Source organism: Providencia hangzhouensis (genome assembly GCF_029193595.2).
Classification (GTDB): domain Bacteria; phylum Pseudomonadota; class Gammaproteobacteria; order Enterobacterales; family Enterobacteriaceae; genus Providencia; species Providencia hangzhouensis.
On record NZ_CP135052.1, the window covers coordinates 260,940 to 283,303 of the forward strand.

Here is a 22,364-nt window from a genome sequence, read left to right on the forward strand (position 1 = left end):
TAAATCAATATTGGGCTATATTTTCGCTTCAGCCAGTTCAGATGCGGAGCCGTAATCATTAATGACTTCCCATTTCACCGTGCCATGAGTGGCGGCATCGTTAATTTCAAAAGAAGTGCTGGAAAACGGTGCCGCATAAGAGACGTCATTGGCCTTTTTACCGTTAAAGGTAATACTTTGGAAATTCATAAAATACGGCGTCGGGTTTTTTACCGTAATCCTATTGCCTGTTTTTGACCAAGTTAATTTCTTTTGCTCTTCAATAAAATCAACATTTTTAATTGCAGAAGGGCGATAAATTAATTTCATTTGTGTTTTAAAGGCAATTTGTAATGAATTTTCCGTGCGCTCTGTTGCTGGGATCGTTTTTATATTCAGCCAAAATAATGATTCTTTATCTGTCGGTAAGGTATTCTCTGTTAAAAATATTCTTAGCGCATTGGTTTTATCTGAGTTTAATCTAAATAATGGAGGTGTAATAGTAAATGCGGATTGCTTATTTTCATCAATACCATCAATCCATGATTGAATTAAATAAGGGATTTTATCAGGGTTTTCGACACTAATACTGACATCCTTATTTCCCTCATGATAAATAACACGAGTGCCGCCAATAATAACGCCTGCATGGGCTAAATTAATCAATAAAAATGAAGAAATAAAAAAATAAACTAAGCGTTTCATATTAGTACCATTGAATAGAGGAATAAGGTTTAAATCCATTTAAACCCTAAAAGCCTATTAGTTATAATTGATAGTGAAGGTTGCGGTTGAGTTTGCTTGACCAACGCCAACGCTATTAGACATTGCAATATAACGAGCGGTAAAATCTAAATTATTTACTGTCTTTTCTTTTAATGCATACGCGCTAGATTCAGTAAATAGTGGAACGGTTGTTCCTGTGGCGTCCTGAATTTGAATACCAACATTTTGTGCCGTTGTCGCTGCAGCAGGGTCGGTTAACTGGAGTACACTATTATCACCTGCATAACTGGTGGCATCAAATTTAACCGTTGCGCTAGTCACGGTTTGCGGGCAGTTTTCTAATTTGATAGTAAATTTAGTTGCTGCTGCGGTGCTACCTGTACTAGGTAATGCCGTTTTAGAGATTTTCCCTAAGTTTACGGTAAATGCATCAGAACCGGTTGCAAACTGACAAGCCTGATCGGTAATTTCACCTGTAAAATCTATCGTTCCATCAGCAGCTAATGCATTATTAATGGCAAAAATAGACGATGCCGCAATTAAATAGGCAAAGACATTCTTTTTCATTTTTTACTCTCCAAGAGGATATTTATATGATGAGGTTGAGTTAGTGAATATATTTAGTTACTCAACTGGTGAGTATTTTGGCTTTTATTTTAAAAATAAACAATATGAGAGTAATTTAGGTTTAATACCCTTTTTTAATATCATTTTTATATCTTGAGTTTGATATTCACATTATAGGTTGGAGATTATTTTTGGATATTTTAAGAAATGCTGTTTTTCTAAGGTGATAAATTTTAGAGTGGAATTAAATAAAGATTAAATAATTAAATTAATTTTAAACTGGTGTTTTTTATTGTTACTTAACTCATGATGTGTTTTGATGGCATTTAATATTATTATAGTGCTTTAATTTTTTCATTTTAAAACAAAAAGCAGTCTAAAATGTATTATATTAAAGGTATCATCCGAAACCAATCATCATTAATGGTGATTTATTTAACGTTTTAATATCTTTTTTTGATGTAGATTGGTATGGCGTTATTGAATATTAAGATAAGCATGAAATAATAAATTAAGTCATGCCTATCTTAATAGGATAGTAAGTTTGGGGGGTTATTCAATTCCTAGCTCTTTTAATTTTCGAGTTAATGTGTTTCTTCCCCATCCTAATAAACGGGCCGCTTCTTGCTTATGGCCATTGGTGTATTTCAACGCGCAATTTAACATTGTACGTTCGAGTAAGGGAATAGTCTGTGCAAAGAGGTCTTCTTTGCCTTCTATTAACGCGTTATCGGTCCACTCTTCCAGTAATTCAAACCACTGAGCTGCAGAAATAGGATTTTGCGATGACAATGATTGTGTTGGCATGGAATCAGCTTGTGATGATTTTACCACTGCATTTTGTTGTGGGTGCTCTTCAAGTAAATCATCGGGCAAATCTTGCGGTAAAATTTCTTGGCTTGCTGCCATCACGGTTAACCAACGGCAGACATTCTCCAATTGGCGAACGTTACCTGACCAATAATAGCGCTGAAGAATTTTTTCGCTGTCAGGGTGGAGAACCTTAGCCTCGACACCGAGTTCTTTTGCCGTATTTTGTAGAAAATAATCGGCGAGACGTGGGATATCTTCAGTGCGCTCACGTAGCGGTGGTAATTGTACTCGAATGACATTTAACCGGTGAAATAAGTCTTCGCGAAATAAGCCTTCTTTAACCCGTTTTTCAAGATCTTGGTGGGTCGCTGCAATAATCCGTACATCTACATTGACTGGGGTATAACCCCCAATACGATAGAATTGGCCTTCAGCCAGAACACGTAACAAGCGAGTTTGTACATCAAGGGGCATATCGCCGATTTCATCTAAAAACAATGACCCATGGTTAGCTTGTTCAAATCGGCCCTGACGTACTTGAGTCGCACCCGTAAATGCGCCTTTTTCGTGGCCAAATAGCTCAGATTCAATTAAGTCTTTGGGAATAGCCGCCATATTTAATGCAATAAAAGGGGCGTCGGCACGAGGGCTGTGTTGATGTAACGCGTGGGCAACCAGCTCTTTTCCCGTTCCTGATTCGCCATTAATAAGCACACTAATTGATGAGCGTGATAAACGGCCAATAATGCGATAAACCTCTTGCATCGCTGGTGCTTCCCCGATCATGGTCGAAGAGACTGTAGGGGCAGGCTGCTTAGCTTCACGGCTAGTATGGTTTTGTTCACGGCTATGATTCAGAGCACGTTCGACTAATGCGACGGTTTCATCAATATCGAAAGGCTTTGGTAAGTAATCAAATGCCCCTGATTGGTAGGCATTTACGGCAGCATCAAGGTCAGAGTGTGCTGTCATAATAATAATCGGCAGAAGCGGGTGTGATTGCTTGATGGTATTCAGAAGCTCAATACCATTTGTGCCTGGCATACGGATATCAGATAACAACACATCAGGGCGTGAATTTTCTAATGCGGTGAGCACTGCATTCGCACTATCAAAGCAGGTACAAGCAAAGTTAGCATTATTTAATGCGCGCTCAAGTACCCAACGGATGGAACTATCATCATCAACCACCCAAATTTTTCCCTGCGTCATGGTTATCTCCTATTTCTTAATTGGTAGATAAATGGAAAACTCAGTGTGGCCTGGCCAACTGGTAAATTCGATTTTTCCTGCGTGTTGGTCAACTAAACTGCGAGCAATCGATAGGCCAAGCCCTGTGCCATCAGGCCGTCCGCTCACCATGGGGTAAAACAATGTATCCTGAATTGCCAATGGAATACCAGGACCGTTATCTTCAATATCAATACGTGCAGCTAATCGATAACGTTCACCTTGTAGTGTGACTTGAAAAGCCGTTCGTGTACGCAAAGTGATATAGCCTCCCGTTTCGGCGAGGGCTTGTAAGGCGTTTCGGGTGATATTTAGCAGCACTTGCTCGATTTGGTCTGGGTAATACTCTAATTCGGGCAGGCTTGGGTCATAGTCACGAATTAGTGTCACATTATCGGGCTTTTCTAATGACACCAACCGCGTTACATTTTCCATAATATGATGAATACTTTGCTGTGTTTTTGGCCCTGGATATTGTGGACCAAGCAGCCGATCAACCAATGCTCGCAAGCGGTCGGCCTGTTCGATAATCACTTGAGTATATTCATTTAATTGTGGGTCAGGCAACGCTTTAGATAGCAATTGCGCAGCGCCTCGCAAACCTCCGAGAGGGTTTTTGATTTCGTGAGCAAGTCCACGGATCAGTTCGCGGGCAGCCAATTGCTGGGCATTCTGTGCGAGTTCTTGGCTCAAACGCCGTTGGCTATCTAATTGTGAAAGCTCAACTAAAATAAATTGCTCTGAAAAAGGCTGTGCACTGAACGACATCACGTGGGAATGGTTGTTAAATACTAAGGTGACTTCGTTCTCGGTAAAACTATGGCCATCTTTTAAGCTATTGAGCATGAGTTCATCATTGAGCGAACAATAACTGAATAATAGTGGCAGTGGCGTACCGTATAGCTTGCGCTGGCTTTGGGTTAAGATCTGGAGTGCAGCATGGTTGGCGTAATGGATAACCAAGTCGTAATCCAAAATTAGCACGCTATTAATGAGTGAGTCGAGAATATGTTCCGGTGCTGGCAAATGTTCGGTTTTCATGTAATGTTGCTCCTGCACTATTTTGGTGCATTATACCTGATAGACCAAACAACCGATATTTGATTTTTGTTGCGTAAATACGTTAGAGATAAAAGGCCCCATCAAAAGATGGGGCAAGTGCTTCACGGCAACAAAGACTAACAGTGGAACGGCGTGTTACACACTGTAGTACATTTCAAATTCGAGAGGGTGTGGTGCCATACGAACACGTTGAATGTCGGCACGGGTTAATTCGATATACGCATCGATAGCATCATTAGTGAATACGCCACCACGGGTTAAGAATTCACGGTCTTTATCTAATTCCGCTAATGCTTCGTCTAAAGAGCCAGAAACTGTTGGAATTTCTTTGGCTTCTTCTGGTGGTAAATCATATAAATTTTTGTCCATCGCATCACCAGGGTGGATCTTGTTAATGATGCCATCAAGGCCTGCCATTAACTGAGCCGCAAACGCTAAATATGGGTTAGCTGCTGGGTCTGGGAAGCGAACTTCAATACGGCGTGCTTTAGTGCTCGCAACGACTGGAATACGAATCGAAGCAGAGCGGTTACGTGCAGAATATGCCAACATTACAGGTGCTTCAAAGCCCGGAACTAAGCGTTTGTATGAGTTAGTGGTTGGGTTAGTAAATGCGTTCAGTGCACGTGCATGTTTAATAATACCGCCGATGTAGTACAGCGCCATTTCGGATAAACCGCCATATTTGTCACCTGCAAACAGGTTAACGCCGCCTTTAGATAAAGACATATGGCAGTGCATACCAGAGCCGTTATCGCCCACTAAAGGTTTAGGCATAAAGGTGGCTGTTTTACCGTAGGCATGTGCAACATTGTGAACAACATATTTATAAATTTGAGTTTCATCCGCTTTTTTAGTCATAGTATTAAAGCGGGTCGCAACCTCGTTTTGGCCAGCTGTCGCCACCTCATGGTGGTGAGCTTCAACAACTAAGCCCATCTCTTCCATTGTGGTACACATGGCTGAACGTAGGTCTTGTGATGAATCAACTGGTGGAACTGGGAAATAACCCCCTTTTACTGCAGGGCGATGGCCTTTATTACCACCTTCGTATTTGGTTCCAGTATTCCATGCCGCTTCGATATCATCGATATGGTAGTAACTACCATGCATGTTGTTGCCAAAACGAATGTCATCAAAAACGAAAAATTCAGGTTCTGGCCCAAAGAGAACGATATCGGCAATGCCACTTGAGCGCAGAAAATCTTCCGCACGTTTTGAAATTGAACGTGGGTCTCTGTCATAACCTTGCATCGTGCCCGGCTCTAAAATATCGCAGCGAATGATCAACGTGATATCGGCAAAGAACGGGTCTAACATTGCAGTTGATGGGTCTGGCATTAATACCATGTCTGACTCATTGATGCCTTTCCAGCCACCAATAGATGAACCATCAAACATCTGGCCTTCTTCAAAGAAGTCTTCGTCAACTTGATGAGCAGGGATAGTGATGTGTTGCTCTTTACCTTTAGTGTCGGTAAAACGCAGATCAATAAATCTAACATTGTGCTCTTTAATTAACGATAAAACATGTTCAGCGGACATCTCGGCTCTCCTGGTCGGGTCTAATCAACAAATCACAGGCTATCATATTGATAATATGTTTGTTGTTTGTCTGGCGTGTTAGTCATATATAAATAGGTAGCACGCGCTCTATAAATAGATAAGCGAAAAGCGTGCCAACTTTTTAATTATAGTAAATACTGATTGTTACGTGTGGAATAGATTTATAATTAAGCAATTTCTGTACTAAATGCACCGATTTAGTGCTAATTATTTCGTCATTGCACTAAATTGGTGCGAGTGACAGTTGGAGATGGGATTTCAAATAAAAAATCAGCATTGTGCTCTGTTAAAGCGCAATGCTGATGGGATATAAAAGAAATGAGGTTGTTTAATCTCAAACAGTTACATTAATCTTCATCGCTATTTGTTAATAACGTATTCACTTCTTCAATTTGTTTTACTGCATCATTAATGATAGAGGCGATTTGACGTGTTTGCTCTTCATTGAGTTGTTTTAAAACCATTTTGTGACGTAATAAAGCTTTAAAGCGACTGACTGCCACCTCAATGTCTTCTGCTAAATTACTGCCTTGTTGCATATCACGTGCTTTTGCCAGTTTGCGAGCAATAACCGCTTCAATTTCTTTATTTTGAGCTAGATGGGCAGAGCCTTCAGGTGTAATCGTAAAACTTTTGCGATTGCGTTCAACAATCTGAGACTCCAAGAAGCCTTGTTCTTCAAGCAGTGTTAGCGTTGGGTAAATAACCCCCGGGCTAGGAACATATAAGCCATTTGAGGCTTCTTGAATATCTTTGATAATTTCGTAGCCATAGCTTGGTTTTTTAGCGACTAACGAGAGTACCATAATATGAAGATCGCCATGGTCGAATAAACGACGAAGGCCTTTACCTCTTCCACGGCCTCTTTGGCTGTCATCACCATGGCCTCGACCATGACGACCTTCGCCGTGGCAGCGTTCACCGTGCCCATGACCATGACGGCCTTCGCCGTGGCAGCGTTCACCGTGCCCATGACCATGACGGCCTTCACCGTGGCAGCGTTCACCGTACCCATGACCATGGCGGCCTTCGCCGTGGCAGCGTTCACCGTGCCCACGACCATGACGGTCTTCGTCGTGGCAGCATTCACCGCTCCCATGACCATGACGGCCTTCATCGTGGCAACATCCACCGCGGTGGCCATGTTGATTTTCATCATGGCGTGCATAATATACATGACGACAAGATTTAATTAGCATATAGTTACTCCTTAGTTTGTAACTTTAGATATATCGAATTTATTTTATGGTTTTACTATATTTAGATATATCTAATTAGTCAATTTAGATATATCTAATTAGTCAATTTAGATATATCTAAATAATGCAAAAAGATATTTAAACTGGCAGTTAAGAAAGAAAGTCTATTTTTTGTTCTTTTTTTGGGCTGCGAATATTAAGTTTTTAGCGTATTATTCTGTCACTTCGTGGTTTCGCAGAGATGATGCTCATTATTTTGTGAGGGAATCTGGCACTGTTACGCAACTGAATGTTTTTTCGCTAAAAACTTTTTATACAGTGATGGGTTTCACATTTATTCCACTTGTGCGGAAAAACGTGTAAAATAACAGCAAATTAACGTAGAAAGTATGCTTTGGGTGTGAATAACGGCTCAGTAAGCATATTCCTTTCCTGTCAATTAAACGGTAAAAATCCTTGTCAATTCAAAATTTAAGAAACATCGCCATCATCGCTCACGTTGACCATGGCAAGACCACACTGGTTGGTAAATTATTGCAGCAATCAGGCACGTTCGGTGAACGTGAAACTGTTGATGAGCGTGTTATGGACTCCAATGACTTGGAGAAAGAGCGTGGTATTACCATCCTTGCTAAAAATACCGCTATCCAATGGAATGGTTATCATATCAATATCGTAGACACCCCAGGTCACGCCGATTTCGGTGGTGAGGTTGAGCGCGTTATGTCTATGGTTGACTGCGTACTGCTGGTTGTTGATGCGATGGATGGCCCAATGCCACAAACTCGTTTCGTAACGCAAAAAGCGTTCGACCACGGTTTACGTCCTATTGTTGTTATCAATAAAGTTGACCGCCCAGGCGCACGCCCTGATTGGGTTGTTGATCAAGTATTCGACTTATTCGTGAACTTAGGTGCAACGGATGAGCAACTCGATTTCCCTATTGTTTATGCATCTGCATTAAACGGTATCGCAGGCCTTGACCACGAAAACATGGCTGAAGACATGACTCCACTGTATGAAGCGATTGTGGAACATGTTGCACCACCAGCAGTGGATATCGACGGTCCATTCCAAATGCAAGTTTCGCAATTGGATTACAACAGCTATTTAGGTGTTATCGGTATCGGCCGTATCAAACGTGGTGTTGTTAAGCCTAACCAACAAGTAACGGTTATCGATAGCGAAGGTAAAACTCGTAACGGTAAAATTGGTAAAGTTCTGACTCACTTAGGTTTAGAGCGTATTGATTCACAACAAGCGGAAGCGGGTGATATCGTCGCTCTGACAGGTTTAGGTGAACTGAACATTTCTGACACCATTTGCCAAGTCGGTAGCGTTGAAGCATTGCCTGCGTTAGCAGTTGATGAGCCAACAGTTAGCATGTTCTATTGTGTTAATACTTCACCATTCTGCGGTAAAGAAGGTAAATTCGTGACTTCACGTCAGATCCTTGACCGCTTGAATAAAGAATTGGTTCACAACGTTGCACTGCGTGTTGAAGAAACTCAAGATCCAGACGCATTCCGCGTTTCTGGTCGTGGTGAGCTTCACTTATCTGTTCTGATTGAAAACATGCGTCGTGAAGGTTTCGAATTAGCTGTATCTCGTCCAAAAGTTATCATTCGTGAAATCGATGGCCGTAAACAAGAGCCATTCGAACAAGTGACTTTAGACGTTGAAGAACAGCACCAAGGCGACATCATGAAAGCTTTAGGTGAACGTAAAGGTGACCTGCGCGACATGATGCCAGACGGTAAAGGCCGCGTACGTCTTGATTACGTCATTCCAAGCCGTGGTCTGATTGGCTTCCGTACTGAATTCATGACAATGACATCAGGTACTGGTTTACTGTATTCAACATTCAGTCATTACGATGATGTTCGCCCAGGCGAAATCGGCGGCCGCCAAAACGGTGTTCTGATCTCCAATGGTCAAGGTAAAGCAGTTGCTTATGCGCTATACAGCCTGCAAGACCGCGGTAAGCTGTTCTTAGGTCACGGTGCTGAAGTGTATGAAGGTCAAATCATCGGTATTCACTCACGTTCTAACGACTTAACCGTTAACTGCTTAACGGGTAAAAAACTGACTAACATGCGTGCGTCAGGTACTGATGAAGCAACAACACTGTCACCACCAATTAAAATGACTCTGGAACAAGCACTTGAGTTCATTGATGATGACGAGTTAGTTGAAGTGACTCCGCAGTCTATCCGTCTGCGTAAACGCCACTTGACTGAGAACGATCGCCGTCGTGCAAACCGTTCTAAAGAAGACTAATTATCGTTACGTGATGTTGTTCATTACGTCATTGTAGTTATGCAGTAAGGCGCCGAAAGGCGCCTTACTTATTTATAAGGTTTATAATGACTTGTCTTTTTTCATAAAATACAGCGACGAAATAAACAGTCCGATAATTAAAGGGATTTCGTATAATTCTTCGATAAGGCTTTGTAGTTCAGAATGATATAGAAAAACTGAACTAAGAAATCTATGGTGTTCAACACTATCTGAAATCACAAAAGCGCACAGGGTCAGCAGTAGGCTCCAAAGTGGAATAGTTGTGTTTTTTAGGTGAAAAATAATACTTTTTCTTAATGAAGAAGCAAATAGCATCAAAACTAAACTGCCAATCAAGATGATAGAAATTAGCCTGAAGTAAGAGTGATCCAGATTAGGAAAAAATTCACGCCCCCAATTTATTCCTCTGCCAAATAATGTTACCCACCAGATAGTTGCCCACACCCAAAATAATTTCATTCCCTGATTTTTTTGCTGTAATGGTTTCATATAAAACCAAGTGAAAATGGCACTGATAATTAGAATAATAGATTGAAAATGTTCAATAATTTTTGTTGTAAGGTCGATATTAAAATCCAGAGGGATAGTATTAAATAATGGAATTAAAAATAAGCTTCCCCACAGAATAGCAATCGGCCAAGAGATTGTTTTATCTATTTTCATAGTATGACTTTTATATTTTAAGATTTATTTATTACTGATATCGGATAGATATCAGCTCACATTGCTTGTGGCATGGTTTGCTACGTAAAAACTATTATGCAAAAAGCGTATGGAGGGACTTAACATTTAGTATCAAAAATCGATAGTGCTGTGTGAAATAGCACCTTTGGGATAAAAAGCGTTTTCTCATTAATGGAATAAATCGTCTGGTTTGTTGTTCATTAATTGCGCTAAGTGTGGATTGCTTAATCGATAAATTGACAAAATAACGTGAATTATCACTAATTAGGGCTGTTCAGTTGCGTGAATAATGATTAAAGTAAATTTAGTGAATAACAATGAGGAAAATTTATGCTGTATATCTTCGATATGGGTAATGTGATTATTGATATCGACTTTAATCGTGTATTTGATAAATGGTCTGAACTCAGTGGTACACCAAGTGAAGAGATCAAATCACGGTTTACTTTTGGTAATATCTTTCAATTACATGAGTGTGGAAAAATTTCAGACATCGAGTTTGCTGAGCTGCTTTGTGAAGAAATGGACATCACTCTAAGCTTTGAAGACTTTGCTGAAGGCTGGCACGCTATTTTTATTTCGTTAAGACCTGAAGTCATTGATATTATGGAACACCTGCGTGAGCAAGGGCACCGAGTGGTGGTTTTATCGAATACCAACCGTCTACATCTAGACTACTGGCCAGCACACTACCCAGAAATTGCAGCCTCCTCCGATTTCCTATATCTGTCCCAAGATTTAGGCATGCGTAAGCCTGATCCTGAAATCTACAAATATGTACTGCAATCAGAAGAGTTTGATGCTGCAGATGCTATTTTCTTTGATGATGTCGAAGAAAATGTAAAAGCCGCAGAAGCCCTTGGTATTCGTAGTATTCATGTTGTGGATAAAGACACCATTCCTGAATATTTCCGCACTTACGATTTTAGTGCAGAAGTTGAATAACATCCTGATTTTATAGTGGGGCAACGGCTAACGTTGCTCCATCTTTTTGTAAAGAGTCATCATGATTGCATTAATCCAAAGAGTCACTCATGCGAGTGTGGCTGTTGATCAGAAAATAGTAGGGCAAATAAATGCTGGGTTGTTGGTTTTACTTGGCGTTGAAAAAGATGATGATGAGCAGAAAGCCAAACGTTTGTGTGAAAAAGTACTGGGCTACCGTATTTTTAGTGATGAACAAGGGAAAATGAATCTCAATGTTCAACAGGCGGGAGGCAGCCTTTTGGTCGTTTCTCAATTTACTTTAGCAGCTGACACTAAAAAAGGTATGCGGCCTAGCTTTTCAGGGGGAGCAGAGCCTGAAAGAGCGGATGCTTTGTACCAATACTTCGTTGAACAGAGCCGCCAACAAGGGGTTGAAACACAAACCGGTGAGTTTGCCGCTGACATGCAAGTGAATTTAACCAATGATGGCCCTGTTACCTTCTGGCTACAAGTGTGAGTTCATTTTTAAAGGGGGAAGCGATGTACCATTTACGTACACCGAAAGATGATATTGAATTTGCAACTTACTACCATTTTCGCTGGGAAATGTTGCGAAAACCGTTTAATCAACCCCTAGGTTCAGAAAAAGATGGTTATGATTTAACCGCACACCATCAAATGGTCGTGGATGATAAAAACCGTATTCTTGCCATTGGTCGCTTATATATCAATGCTGACAACGAGGGAGCAATCCGTTTTTTAGCCGTTAACCCTGCCATGCAAGGTAAAGGGCTCGGTAAATTGATTATCATGGCCCTAGAGTCCGTTGCACGCCAAGAAGGCGTCAAACGCATCGTATCCAGTGTTCGTGAAGAAGCAGTACCCTTTTTCGATAAAATGGGCTTTGAGAACCGTGGGCAAGTCGCTGGGCAGTTAAAAACACCAGTGCGCCATTACTTGATGATCAAACCCATTGAGACATTAGACCAAATTCTACATCGTCCAGACTGGTGTGGTGAGCTACAACAAGCTTGGTATAAGTGTATTCCATTAAGCGAAAAAATGGGTGTCCGAATCGACCAATACACGGGGACTCGTTTTATTACAACTATGCCGGAGGCGGGCAATCAAAACCCCCATGAAACGATTTTTGCAGGGAGCCAATTTTCATTAGCCACCCTGACAGGATGGGGACTGATTTGGCTATTAATGCAAGAACACCAGCTTGGTGGTGATATTGTGTTGGTCGATGCCAGTATTCGTTATGGTAAACCTGTAAGCGGCAGGCCTACAGCAACTGCGGACTTAGCTAATATGAGCGGTGACCTTGACCGTTTAGCTCGGGGTAGCAAAGCGCGAGTGAAACTGAAAGTCGAAGTCAGTAACCCTGATGGTAAAGTGGGCGCTGTATTCAGTGGTGTCTATATGGTGTTACCTGTAGAGCCAGCAAAGTAACGTTGTTTATTGAAAATTAAAAGATAAAGGCAGGTATGATTGACCTGCCTTTTGTATTTCTATGGATTGATAGTTTTTATGGATTGCTAAGAGCGGGGAGCGGCTCTACCAAAGAAGGCTCGGTAGGCTGTAAATCGGCTTCGGATTCTACTGAAGAAGTGACAACCCCGTTAACAACGGTACGAAATAGGCGTTTACCTTGCAATGGTATGGCCATCAATTCCCCATTCAAACTTTTTGCCACTGATGGGGCGAGTAAGTCCCCTTGTAATGTCGCATCAAAGTCACCGATAACTTGAGCTGGGAAGCCTGCCCAACCCCATTGGTTTAAATCGACGAGATCAATATTAGAACCTGATGCCCTCAGTAAAAAGGGGACTTTTTTGGGCTCCTGTTTTACCAGCAAGCCAATTTTACTGATACCTTTATCAGTACTGACCGTTAAGCTCGCTGCTGCCGAGGATTTACCACTTTGACGTACTTCGACAAATGGACGGCGTACTAGAACTTGGTTGATTGTGCCGCTATCTGCATTGAATGTCGCTTTACCGCTCCAAATTCCCCATTGTTTTTGTTTGATTAAATCAACATTTTCAATATTACCGCTTAATGCCGTCAACTCGAAAGGAAATTGCGGCTGGATATTCATCAAAAGTGATTGGGAAAGGGTGAATTTCTTAATATTTAAACCGGACAACCACGCTGGCGTTGGTTGCGCGAAGAAGGACAACCAATTTTCAGGTAAGGTATATAAGATACCCGCGAGTTTACCTTCATCGATAGTGAGTACTTGATTATTGCGTTGCCAAGACCCACTGAGGTTAAAAATGCCTTTATTATAGTAACCTGATAACTTGCTGATATAGAGGTTATCACCGTTAATATTCAGCTCTCCAATTAAGGTACTCAGCTGCTGGTATTTCACGACGAATTGGTCGACATTAAAGCTAATGCTGCTTTTAGGGCTAGTCCAGCTGCCTCTAACGAAGCTGAGTTGGTCAATTTCGGTGCTTAAGCCAGAAAGTGCCCAATCTTTACCTTGAATATCAACATTGGTTAGTTCTACTTTTTTGACTTGCAGTGATTTATCACTCGTTATTGCATCAAATAGTGAATCGAAATCAACATTATTTTCCCAGCCAACTTTATTCATGGTGAGGGAGTCAACCATGATAGAGCCATCATTAAGTACCTTCCCAGTGCCCGCAATATAGCCATTATTTAAGTAGGCACTGGCTTGGCTTATTTCTGTTCCTTGCTGCTGTAATTTACCGGTAATGGCAACATTCTTGAATGCAAGGTCATTGAATTTTAATTGGTTAGAGGTAAATCGAAAATCACCGTAACCAAAAGGAGTGTTTTCGGTGGGTTTCCAAGGGGTCATTCCTCCCGTAAAGCCGGCGACTTGTACCGTATCATTGCCTTTTTTAAGCGTAATCTGGCTATTTTCAAATTGCAAAATAGTCGCGGAAATAGGGAACAACACCGTATTTGGTGAGACTGTTGTAGATAATGTCCCTTGAGTGATAACCAAACGTTTTATTGCGGTGCCACTAAATAGGTTTAGCCAATTAACATCAACCACGACTTGCCGTGAATCTAAAGATAGGTCACTGTTTTTAGTCGTTAACTTAACATCTTGGAAGATGAACTCACCGGGGTTAGAAAACTCATGCCCCATAATTCCCACATCAATATCGTAATCGGTAAATTTACTTAAAAATTGACTGGAGTAGGATGCGCCCCAACGGGTTTGTAGCCCGATATAAGTAAAAATAAACAATAGCAGCAGTAACAAAAGTGCATAGGTAGTAAATTTGATTAACCATTTCACAGTTTACTGCTCCTTTGGTTTGTGAACGAATAGACACAGGAAGAAACCGTCTAATATAACGACAATTTAAGGATAGCATACAGAAAAACCGCCAGAGTGTTCAACACTGGCGGCTAGAATGAAAGGTTATTTTTCGAGAGGGAAGACTAAATTCAGAACAATTGCAGTTAAACCACCCGCAGCAATACCTGAAGAAAATAATGTTTTTAACCAGTCAGGCGCGAATTGCAAAATCAAGGGTTGCTGTGACACACCCATACCCACGGCGAGAGAAAGGGCTATAATCATGATGGCGCGGCGATTGAGTGGCTCACGAGACACGATACGCACTCCTGAAGCGGCAATGGTACCAAACATCACAATGGTTGCTCCGCCTAATACGGGCTCAGGGATTTGTTGTACAAAGCCTGCAACCGCAGGGAATAGCCCTAATAACACTAACATTAAAGCAACAATGTAACCGACATAGCGACTTGCCACCCCTGTTAATTGGATAACACCGTTGTTCTGCCCAAAGCAAGAGTTAGGGAAAGTATTAAATACCGCTGAGACCATCGAGTTCAAACCATTGGCAAGTACGCCACCTTTGATTCGTTTCATATATAAAGGGCCACGAACGGGTTGTTCTGACACATCTGAAGTGGCGGTAATGTCACCTATTGTTTCTAAGGAAGTCACCATAAAAATGAGAATTAATGGGATCAACAGGTTCCAGTCGAAAGATAAGCCATAATAGAAAGGCTCAGGGACAGTAATAATTGGCTGATTGGCTTCCATTGGTTGCGCATTTGGTAACATGTCCATCCACCAAGCTGCAATATAACCAACGGCCATGGCAATAACTAAAGATGCGACACGTAAGTAAGGGTTTTTCTGCCGATTAAGTAAAATAATAACCGCTAAAACAACCCCAGCCAAAATCAGGTAATCTGGTGAACCGAAGGTATTATCGCTAATCGCACCATAACCACCACCAATGGAGGTTAAGCCGACTTGAATTAAAGATAAGCCGATGATCATGACAACGACACCAGAAACCAGTGGTGTAATGACACGGCGGGCTAGATGTAAAAAACGTGAAAGAATCACTTCGGTTAATGCGGCGACGAGTAACGTGCCAAACAAAGCTGCCATCATGGATGGGATATCAGCCCCACCTTGCTTGAGTGCAACACCCCCCATGATTAACGGTGCAACAAAGTTAAAACTGGTTCCTTGAATCGAAAGTAGGCCTGAGCCAATAGGGCCCCATGCACGAATTTGAATTAAAGAAGCAATACCGGAGGCAAATAAAGACATACTAATGATGCGTTGAGTATCGTGAGCTGGTAGCCCCAAAGCCTGGCAAATCAGCATCGCTGGGGTAATAACAGCGACAAACATCGCCAGAAGATGTTGCCCGGCAGCAAACAAAGCTTGCGGCAGCGGTGGACGGTCTTCTAATTTGTAAATAAGTTCGCTTTGCGTGTGTATGGTCGCTTCAGTAGTTTGCTTTTCAGACGTCGCAGTATTCATTGCCTTCATTTCTCGCCAACAAAAAACGCATTGTAATGTGTCGAAATTAAAAAGCAATCGTTTGCTTTTAAAAAATATATTCATTAGTTAAATAGTGTCGTCACATTTATATATATTTTAACTTGTATTTATAACAGTTTTTTTTTCTAATCCTACAACCTGCTTTTGGCGTTTTAAGGAAGAAATTAACGTCTAACTAGTTTTTGATAATTTTAACAACAGACGAGGTACGTGAATGTATCATCTCGATGTCTACGGTACACTGGTAGCTGCTACCTTAGTATTATTGCTTGGGCGTAAACTGGTAAAATCAGTCCCTTTTCTTGAAAAATATACCATCCCTGAACCTGTTGCGGGTGGGTTGTTAGTTGCTTTTAGTCTTTTATTGCTTAAACAATTATTTGACTGGAGCCTTTCTTTTGACTTATCACTGCAAGAACCTATGATGCTGGCATTCTTTGCCACTATTGGTCTTAATGCCAACCTTGCTAGCTTGAAAGCTGGTGGTAAGGCATTGTTTATATTTATTTTTGTGGTTGTAGGCTTATTGCTAGTCCAAAACACAGTGGGGATTGCCCTTGCTGAATTATTGGGACTAGACCCTTTAATGGGGCTGTTAGCTGGCTCAATTACCTTATCTGGCGGCCATGGTACTGGTGCGGCATGGGGTAAAATTTTCACTGAAAATTATGGTTTCCAAAGTGCAACAGAAGTTGCAATGGCGTGTGCTACATTTGGGCTCGTTCTTGGTGGTTTAATTGGCGGACCTGTTGCACGTTTTCTAACACGTAATATTCCAACGCCAGGAACGGCAGAAGATGATAAAGATGTGCCAACTGCATTTGAGAAGCCTCAATCAGGGCGCATGATCACGTCAATGGTTTTAATTGAAACTATTGCATTGATTGCTATCTGTTTGCTGATAGGAAGTTATATTGCAGGTGAATTAGCCGATACTCCTTTCGCACTGCCTAAATTTGTATGTGTACTGTTTGTTGGTGTTATTTTAAGCAATAGCCTATCACTGCTTGGTTTTTACCGAGTGTTTGACCGCGCCGTTTCTGTTATGGGTAACGTGAGCCTATCATTATTCTTAGCGATGGCTTTAATGAGCTTGAAGCTCTGGGAATTAGCATCACTGGCCATTCCAATGATCATTATTCTTGCTGTACAAGCTTGTGTAATGGCAGGGTATGCAATTTTTGTTACCTTCCGTGTGATGGGGAAAAACTATGATGCCGCTATTTTAGCTGCGGGGCATTGTGGTTTCGGTCTTGGGGCTACGCCAACAGCGATTGCGAATATGCAAGCGGTAACGGATAGGTTGGGTCCATCTCACCTTGCGTTCCTTGTGGTCCCAATGGTTGGGGCATTCTTCATTGATATTGTTAATGCGATAGTCATTAAATTGTATTTAATGTTGCCACTATTCCCAACTATTGCGGGATAGTTTTTATTTAATAATAAATCAAGTTAAGCAGGTATTGCCGTGAAAATATTCACGGCAATTTTCATTTTAAGGAACGGATAAAAAGAAGATATAAAACTTAAGCGTGGCTGTATTGCTCTCGTTCAGGTAACCAGCGCTCAATAAGTTGTTGTGCATTTTCTGGGTAGTTTTGTTGAATATGGCGTGCGAGGCGTTGCACTTCTGGCAACATATATTGGTCACGTAACAAATCAGCGACCTTAAATTCTGCATTTCCTGTTTGTCTAGTGCCTAATAATTCTCCAGGTCCGCGAATTTCGAGATCTTTTTGTGCGATAACAAAGCCATCATTGCTGTCCCGCAACACTTGTAGCCTTTGTTTAGCGGTGTGGGTTAATGGTGTCTTATATAATAGTACGCAGTGAGATGCGATAGCTCCACGGCCAACTCGCCCTCTCAATTGGTGCAATTGAGCTAAACCAAGGCGCTCAGGGTTATCAATGATCATCAAACTGGCATTAGGCACATCAACACCGACCTCAATGACCGTTGTAGCCACAAGCAGTTGAATTTCATTCCTTTTAAAAGCCGCCATAATGCTTTGTTTTTCAGCAGGTTTCATTCGCCCGTGGACTAAGCCTACTTTTAATTCAGGTAGTGCCAGTGCGAGTTCTTCGCTGGTCACTTGAGCCGCTTGTGCTTCTAATAATTCAGAGTCTTCAATGAGTGTACAGACCCAATAGGCTTGGCGACCTTCTTCAATACAGGCTTGGCGAACGCGTTCAATAATATCGTTACGGCGAGTGTCTGGGATGGCGACAGTAGTGACAGGCGTACGGCCCGGAGGAAGCTCATCGATGACAGAGGTATCTAAGTCTGCATACGCTGTCATCGCCAGTGTCCGTGGGATTGGCGTAGCGGTCATGATCAATTGATGAGGGTGGTACCCTTGCTGCTCACCTTTCTCACGCAGAGCGAGCCGCTGATGAACGCCAAAGCGATGTTGTTCATCAATGATAACAAGCCCCAGCGCTTTAAAGCTCACTTGCTCTTGGAAAATAGCGTGTGTTCCAACAACCATCGCAACTTCTCCACTTGCGATGGCATCTTGCTGAGCCTGACGTGCCTTACCCTTCTGTTTGCCCGCTAGCCAACCCACTTTAATGCCTAAAGGCTCTAACCATTGTTTGAATGTATTGGCATGTTGCTCTGCAAGAATTTCGGTGGGAGCCATCAAAGCTACTTGTTTGCCATTCTCGATGGCACAAACGGCCGCTAAGGCTGCAACAAGCGTTTTTCCTGACCCTACATCCCCTTGAATCAAACGCATCATAGGGGCATCTTTGGCGAGGTCTGCTTCAATTTCGCTAACAACACGGTTTTGTGCATTTGTTGGCGAGAAAGGTAATTGTGCGAGTAACTGTGATTTTAATTGACCACTTGTTGCTAAAGGCTCGGCATATAGGCGTTCGTTGCCTGCACGGATGGCTAGCATACTGAGGTGATGTGCTAAAAGCTCTTCGAGTATAAGCCGTTTCTGGGCAGGATGGTGCCCTTTCTCCAGTTCAATCAAAGCGACATTCGGTGGTGGATTGTGTAATAAGCGAATGGCATCTGGTAGGCTTATCATTCCACGGCTAAGCTCTTCTGGAAGCAATTCTTTTATTTTTCCGCTATCAAGTAACCTTAGCGCTTGTTCCATTACCTTGCGTAAAGTGGCCTGACGAACACCTTCCGTGGTTGGGTAAACAGGTGTTAAGTTCTCTTGTAAGCTGATGTTGCTGGTGTCTTGGGAGACTTTATATTCGGGGTGAATGATTTCTGGCCCTGTATTTCCTCTGCGAACTTCCCCATAGGCGGTGACCTGTTTTCCTTCTGCTAAGTTATTCTTCATTGCAGCTGAAAAATTAAAAAAACGTAAGGTGAGGTTACCTGTGCCATCGGAAATCAAGCAGGTCATCATTCTTTTGCGGCCGAATACCACTTTAGTTTGCAGTATTTCACCGGTAATTGTTGCGGTCGTACCGGGGAGGAGATCTTTTATTTGATATAGACGGGTGTGGTCTTCATAGCGTAAAGGGAAATGAAGAAGAAGGTCTTGAACGGTGTTCAAACCGATTTTACGCATTTTTTCTGACTGGCTTGCTCCAATTCCGCGCAATGAAGTCAGTGAAATGGTATCAAGTAGCCCATTATTCATGTTATTTCCTTTTATTTAACCAAACTGCCGTCTTTTCATTTTTTCGGTTAATTGCATTTGTGCCCACCACGAGTCATCAGCTTCAATTTGCCCTTGGTTATTGATAAATGGGCGAGGAAGTCCCTTACGTTTAGCAACTTCAGCCAGTACAGGGTAACCTCCTTCAAATAACCAAGTTTGTTGTTCATCTGGTGAGAGTAAGCAATGGTCACGTTCGTACATACCCGCCTGCTGCCGTTGCCGTTGGGCTTCATATAAAATCAGTGCAGAAGCAACGGAAACGTTCAAAGATTGCACCATGCCAGCCATTGGAATGATAATGTGTTTATCAGCCAATGCGAGGGCTTGTTGTGAAATCCCTGTTTTTTCTTGCCCCATCATAATACAAGTTGGCAAAGTATAATCAATTTCACGAAAATCAACGGCATGTTCTGACAAGTTAGTCGCCAAAACCTGCATATTTTGTGATTTTATGTGGGCAATTGCTTCTTCGGTGGATGTGTGTGAAATAATTTTAACCCAGCTATTACTCCCCGCAGCAGAAGAAACGGACAGTTTGACTTGTTGGTCCGGCCAAATAGCATGAATTTGATGGATCCCTACGGCATCCGCACTGCGTACAATCGCAGAAACATTGTGCGGTTTATGAATTTCTTCGAGGCAGAGAGTTAGGTCAGGCTGCCGCATCGCCATCATTTGGCAAATGCGGCGATAGCGGCGTTCATTCATAGTTATTAATTACGTATGGTCGTTAATTACGGTTTCGGCTAACACGTAGAACGTCAGGCATAATACGGATTTTCCGCATCACATTTGCCAATTGAACACGGTTTTTAGTTGTAAGGCGAATAAAAGCGCAATATACACGGCCATCTTTTTCTTCTGTATTCATACTTTGAATACTTGAGTTGGCGTCATTAATGGCGGCAGTTAAATTTGCTAAAGCACCTTGGTGATTAATCATATCCACTTTAATTTCAGCGATAAAGTCGGTATCAGTGTCGTTGTCCCATTCAACAGCCATAAATTTATCAGGTTCTTTTTGATAACCACGAATGTTGCGGCAGGATTCATGATGAATAACGAGACCTTTACCAGGACTAATATGTGCAACAATTGGGTCACCAGGAATAGGACGACAACATTTTGCAAAGGTGATTAAAACACCATCAGCACCTTTGATAGAGAGTTTATTCCGGCTTTCAACTAACACTTGTTCTTCAGGTGTATTTTGTGGATTGTTCTGTAGGTTACGTGCGACAACCACACTCATTGCATTACCCAACCCAATTTCAGCAAGCAAATCATCGATAGAGTGCAGCTTCATGCGTGCCAATTCCGCATCAATATTGGCTTGAGGGATATCAGTGAGTTTATTTCCTGCCCCTAGCGCATGGTTGAGTAAACGGCGACCTAAATTAATAGAATCTTCACGTTTTAAATTTTTCAATAACTGGCGAATTTTGGCCCGCGCTTTTGAGCTGACAACAAAATTGAGCCATGCTGCATTTGGCCGTGCGCCTGGCGCGGTAATAATTTCGACAGTTTGGCCACTCGTAAGGGATTGCGAAAGTGGGTAAGGCTGGCGATCAACGCGCGCGCCCACGCAAGCATGACCAATATCCGTGTGTACTGCGTAGGCAAAGTCAACAGGTGTTGCACCGGTAGGTAATTCAACAATACGGCCTTCTGGGGTGAAAACGTAGATTTCATCCGGAAATAGATCCGATTTAACGCTTTCAATAAATTCAAACGAGCTACCTGCACTTTGTTGTAACTCAAGTAGACTTTGCATCCAACGTTGAGCTCTAACTTGTGCCGTTGTACCTTGTTCACCTTGCTCTTTATAGGCCCAATGCGCAGCAACCCCCATCTCAGCCATTTGGTCCATGTCTTCTGTGCGAATTTGCACTTCGACAGGAACACCATGTGGCCCAATCAATGAGGTATGTAGCGATTGATAGCCGTTGGCTTTAGGGATAGCAATATAGTCTTTAATACGCCCCGGACGCGGTTTGTATAAACTATGCATTTGGCCTAAAACGCGGTAGCAAGTATCCACATCTTTTACAATTACCCTAAAAGCATAGATATCCATAATGGAATGGAAACGTTGCTCTTTTTGGTGCATTTTGCGATAGATGGAATAAAGGTGTTTTTCTCTGCCACTTACGCGACAAGGAACTCCTGCCTCGGTTAGCCTACCGTCAATTTCCGAGAGAATTTTTTGGATCATCTCTTTTCGGTTACCGCGAGCAGCCTTGACGACTTCCTTAATAACACGATAACGGTTGGGATATAACGCTTCAAAACCCAGCTCTTCAAGCTCTGTTTTGATGTGGTGTATACCTAGCCTGTGGGCTAACGGGCTATATATTTCAAGGGTTTCACGTGCAATGCGCCGACGTTTATCGGGCCTAAGTGACCCTAACGTGCGCATGTTGTGAGTGCGGTCTGCCAGTTTTATCAAAATGACACGGATATCTTTTACCATCGCCATGATCATTTTGCGGAAGTTTTCTGCTTGAGCTTCTTTTTTGTCGCGAAAGTTGAGCTTGTCTAGTTTGGATACACCTTCGACGAGACCGGCGACGGTGGTACCAAACAATTCTTCTATATCTTGAAATGTCGCTGGAGTATCTTCAATCACATCATGAAGTAGCGCTGCCATTAGTGTTTCATGGTCCAAACGCATCTCAGCAAGAATACAAGCAACAGCAACTGGGTGAGTAATATAAGGCTCACCACTTGAACGGGTCTGTCCTTCATGGGCATCCCGAGCAACAACATAGGCTTTTCTTAGTAATTCAATTTGTTCTTTAGGAAGATACTTTTGAATGACTAAATTAAGGCTTTCAAACAGATACAAGGCAGACC

17 protein-coding genes are annotated in these 22,364 nt (G+C 42.1%); 5 read left to right on the forward strand and 12 right to left on the reverse strand.

Going from position 1 to position 22,364, the window contains the following annotated elements; genetic code table 11:
* Positions 1–15 precede the first annotated feature (15 nt).
* The 6 genes from PZ638_RS01175 to PZ638_RS01200 form a co-directional block, all read right to left on the reverse strand.
* Positions 16–684 (reverse strand): fimbrial biogenesis chaperone, encoded by a 669-nt coding sequence (locus PZ638_RS01175; RefSeq protein ID WP_206277873.1) that lies wholly within the window; start codon positions 682–684, stop codon positions 16–18.
* Positions 685–741: 57 nt separating this feature from the next.
* Positions 742–1,272, reverse strand: a complete 531-nt coding sequence (locus PZ638_RS01180; protein WP_206277872.1) for a fimbrial protein — start codon at positions 1,270–1,272, stop codon at positions 742–744.
* Positions 1,273–1,824: 552 nt separating this feature from the next.
* Complete coding sequence (glnG, locus tag PZ638_RS01185) at positions 1,825–3,297, reverse strand: nitrogen regulation protein NR(I) (RefSeq protein WP_206277605.1); 1,473 nt, start codon at positions 3,295–3,297, stop codon at positions 1,825–1,827.
* A 9-nt stretch (positions 3,298–3,306) separates the two neighbouring features.
* Positions 3,307–4,356 (reverse strand): nitrogen regulation protein NR(II), encoded by a 1,050-nt coding sequence (gene glnL / locus PZ638_RS01190; RefSeq protein ID WP_004262719.1) that lies wholly within the window; start codon positions 4,354–4,356, stop codon positions 3,307–3,309.
* 156 nt (positions 4,357–4,512) lie between these two features.
* The gene (gene glnA, locus PZ638_RS01195) at positions 4,513–5,922 is read right to left on the reverse strand and encodes a glutamate--ammonia ligase (RefSeq protein WP_004262716.1); all 1,410 of its coding nucleotides are present in this window, start codon (positions 5,920–5,922) and stop codon (positions 4,513–4,515) included.
* A 368-nt stretch (positions 5,923–6,290) separates the two neighbouring features.
* Complete coding sequence (locus PZ638_RS01200; protein ID WP_242439573.1) at positions 6,291–7,142, reverse strand: PadR family transcriptional regulator; 852 nt, start codon at positions 7,140–7,142, stop codon at positions 6,291–6,293.
* A gap of 456 nt (positions 7,143–7,598) precedes the next feature.
* Here PZ638_RS01200 and typA point away from each other — a divergent pair, with 456 nt between their 5' ends.
* Positions 7,599–9,422, forward strand: a complete 1,824-nt coding sequence (gene typA, locus PZ638_RS01205; RefSeq protein WP_004262702.1) for a ribosome-dependent GTPase TypA — start codon at positions 7,599–7,601, stop codon at positions 9,420–9,422.
* An 81-nt stretch (positions 9,423–9,503) separates the two neighbouring features.
* On the opposite strand, the gene PZ638_RS01210 is transcribed toward typA, so the two are convergent.
* Positions 9,504–10,106, reverse strand: a complete 603-nt coding sequence (locus PZ638_RS01210; RefSeq protein WP_094960807.1) for a hypothetical protein — start codon at positions 10,104–10,106, stop codon at positions 9,504–9,506.
* 351 nt (positions 10,107–10,457) lie between these two features.
* On the opposite strand from PZ638_RS01210, the gene yihX reads away from it, so the two are divergent.
* From yihX to fabY, 3 genes are all read left to right on the forward strand, one after another.
* Complete coding sequence (gene yihX, locus PZ638_RS01215; protein ID WP_272674363.1) at positions 10,458–11,072, forward strand: glucose-1-phosphatase; 615 nt, start codon at positions 10,458–10,460, stop codon at positions 11,070–11,072.
* 61 nt (positions 11,073–11,133) lie between these two features.
* Entirely contained in the window at positions 11,134–11,571 is a 438-nt protein-coding gene (gene dtd / locus PZ638_RS01220; RefSeq protein WP_004262693.1) for a D-aminoacyl-tRNA deacylase, read from the forward strand.
* A gap of 23 nt (positions 11,572–11,594) precedes the next feature.
* On the forward strand, positions 11,595–12,509 hold the full coding sequence (fabY, locus tag PZ638_RS01225; protein ID WP_164454856.1) for a fatty acid biosynthesis protein FabY: 915 nt from the start codon (positions 11,595–11,597) through the stop codon (positions 12,507–12,509).
* Between the two features lie 76 nt (positions 12,510–12,585).
* On the opposite strand, the gene PZ638_RS01230 is transcribed toward fabY, so the two are convergent.
* Positions 12,586–14,343 (reverse strand): AsmA family protein, encoded by a 1,758-nt coding sequence (locus tag PZ638_RS01230; RefSeq protein ID WP_275612174.1) that lies wholly within the window; start codon positions 14,341–14,343, stop codon positions 12,586–12,588.
* A 126-nt stretch (positions 14,344–14,469) separates the two neighbouring features.
* Positions 14,470–15,858: a uracil-xanthine permease family protein gene (locus PZ638_RS01235; RefSeq protein ID WP_036958597.1), complete on the reverse strand. Its 1,389-nt coding sequence runs from the start codon at positions 15,856–15,858 to the stop codon at positions 14,470–14,472.
* 235 nt (positions 15,859–16,093) lie between these two features.
* Between PZ638_RS01235 and gltS the strand changes: the two genes are divergently transcribed.
* The gene (gene gltS / locus PZ638_RS01240; RefSeq protein WP_004262677.1) at positions 16,094–17,308 is read left to right on the forward strand and encodes a sodium/glutamate symporter; all 1,215 of its coding nucleotides are present in this window, start codon (positions 16,094–16,096) and stop codon (positions 17,306–17,308) included.
* A gap of 97 nt (positions 17,309–17,405) precedes the next feature.
* Here gltS and recG read toward each other — a convergent pair whose 3' ends face one another.
* The 3 genes from recG to spoT are packed head-to-tail and all read right to left on the reverse strand — an operon-like array spanning position 17,406 to position 22,356.
* On the reverse strand, positions 17,406–19,487 hold the full coding sequence (gene recG, locus PZ638_RS01245; protein WP_206277606.1) for an ATP-dependent DNA helicase RecG: 2,082 nt from the start codon (positions 19,485–19,487) through the stop codon (positions 17,406–17,408).
* A gap of 15 nt (positions 19,488–19,502) precedes the next feature.
* Positions 19,503–20,216, reverse strand: a complete 714-nt coding sequence (trmH, locus tag PZ638_RS01250; protein ID WP_096863551.1) for a tRNA (guanosine(18)-2'-O)-methyltransferase TrmH — start codon at positions 20,214–20,216, stop codon at positions 19,503–19,505.
* Between the two features lie 22 nt (positions 20,217–20,238).
* Positions 20,239–22,356 (reverse strand): bifunctional GTP diphosphokinase/guanosine-3',5'-bis pyrophosphate 3'-pyrophosphohydrolase, encoded by a 2,118-nt coding sequence (spoT, locus tag PZ638_RS01255; protein ID WP_004262666.1) that lies wholly within the window; start codon positions 22,354–22,356, stop codon positions 20,239–20,241.
* Positions 22,357–22,364: the final 8 nt, after the last annotated feature.

Coding starts and splice junctions, on each gene's coding strand:
- PZ638_RS01175 (WP_206277873.1), bottom strand. CDS start 684: ATGAAACGCTTAGTTTATTTTTTTATTTCTTCATTTTTATTGATTAAT.
- PZ638_RS01180 (WP_206277872.1), bottom strand. CDS start 1,272: ATGAAAAAGAATGTCTTTGCCTATTTAATTGCGGCATCGTCTATTTTT.
- glnG (WP_206277605.1), bottom strand. CDS start 3,297: ATGACGCAGGGAAAAATTTGGGTGGTTGATGATGATAGTTCCATCCGT.
- glnL (WP_004262719.1), bottom strand. CDS start 4,356: ATGAAAACCGAACATTTGCCAGCACCGGAACATATTCTCGACTCACTC.
- glnA (WP_004262716.1), bottom strand. CDS start 5,922: ATGTCCGCTGAACATGTTTTATCGTTAATTAAAGAGCACAATGTTAGA.
- PZ638_RS01200 (WP_242439573.1), bottom strand. CDS start 7,142: ATGCTAATTAAATCTTGTCGTCATGTATATTATGCACGCCATGATGAA.
- PZ638_RS01210 (WP_094960807.1), bottom strand. CDS start 10,106: ATGAAAATAGATAAAACAATCTCTTGGCCGATTGCTATTCTGTGGGGA.
- yihX (WP_272674363.1), top strand. CDS start 10,458: ATGCTGTATATCTTCGATATGGGTAATGTGATTATTGATATCGACTTT.
- dtd (WP_004262693.1), top strand. CDS start 11,134: ATGATTGCATTAATCCAAAGAGTCACTCATGCGAGTGTGGCTGTTGAT.
- fabY (WP_164454856.1), top strand. CDS start 11,595: ATGTACCATTTACGTACACCGAAAGATGATATTGAATTTGCAACTTAC.
- PZ638_RS01235 (WP_036958597.1), bottom strand. CDS start 15,858: ATGAATACTGCGACGTCTGAAAAGCAAACTACTGAAGCGACCATACAC.
- gltS (WP_004262677.1), top strand. CDS start 16,094: ATGTATCATCTCGATGTCTACGGTACACTGGTAGCTGCTACCTTAGTA.
- recG (WP_206277606.1), bottom strand. CDS start 19,487: ATGAATAATGGGCTACTTGATACCATTTCACTGACTTCATTGCGCGGA.
- trmH (WP_096863551.1), bottom strand. CDS start 20,216: ATGAATGAACGCCGCTATCGCCGCATTTGCCAAATGATGGCGATGCGG.